The following is a 230-nucleotide window of genomic DNA, read 5'->3' as shown; positions in this document are numbered from 1 at the left end:
CGTGGTGTAGTGGTTAACATGCCTGCCTGTCACGCAGGAGATCGCCGGTTCGACCCCGGTCGGGACCGCCATTTTAACTTCTGCTATATAGCAGTTGTTTTTTATTGGACATTATGGTACAATAACATTTGTCTTTGAAAAGAAGATAATTATTTCGATGGGCTATAGCCAAGCGGTAAGGCAACGGACTTTGACTCCGTCATGCGCTGGTTCGAATCCAGCTAGCCCAG

2 tRNA genes are annotated in these 230 nt (G+C 47.4%); both read left to right on the top strand.

Annotated features, from left to right (window positions below):
• Position 1 precedes the first annotated feature (1 nt).
• Positions 2-71, top strand: a tRNA-Asp gene (locus HFD78_RS29315).
• Between the two features lie 87 nt (positions 72-158).
• Positions 159-230: transfer RNA gene (locus tag HFD78_RS29310), tRNA-Gln, on the top strand.

This window comes from Bacillus sp. EKM501B, assembly GCF_011800505.1.
In the GTDB taxonomy this organism is placed as follows: Bacteria; Bacillota; Bacilli; order Bacillales; family Bacillaceae_G; genus Bacillus_A; species Bacillus_A cereus.
The sequence above is the reverse complement of the archived record's forward strand: the minus strand, read 5'-3'. Positions and strand labels throughout refer to the sequence as shown.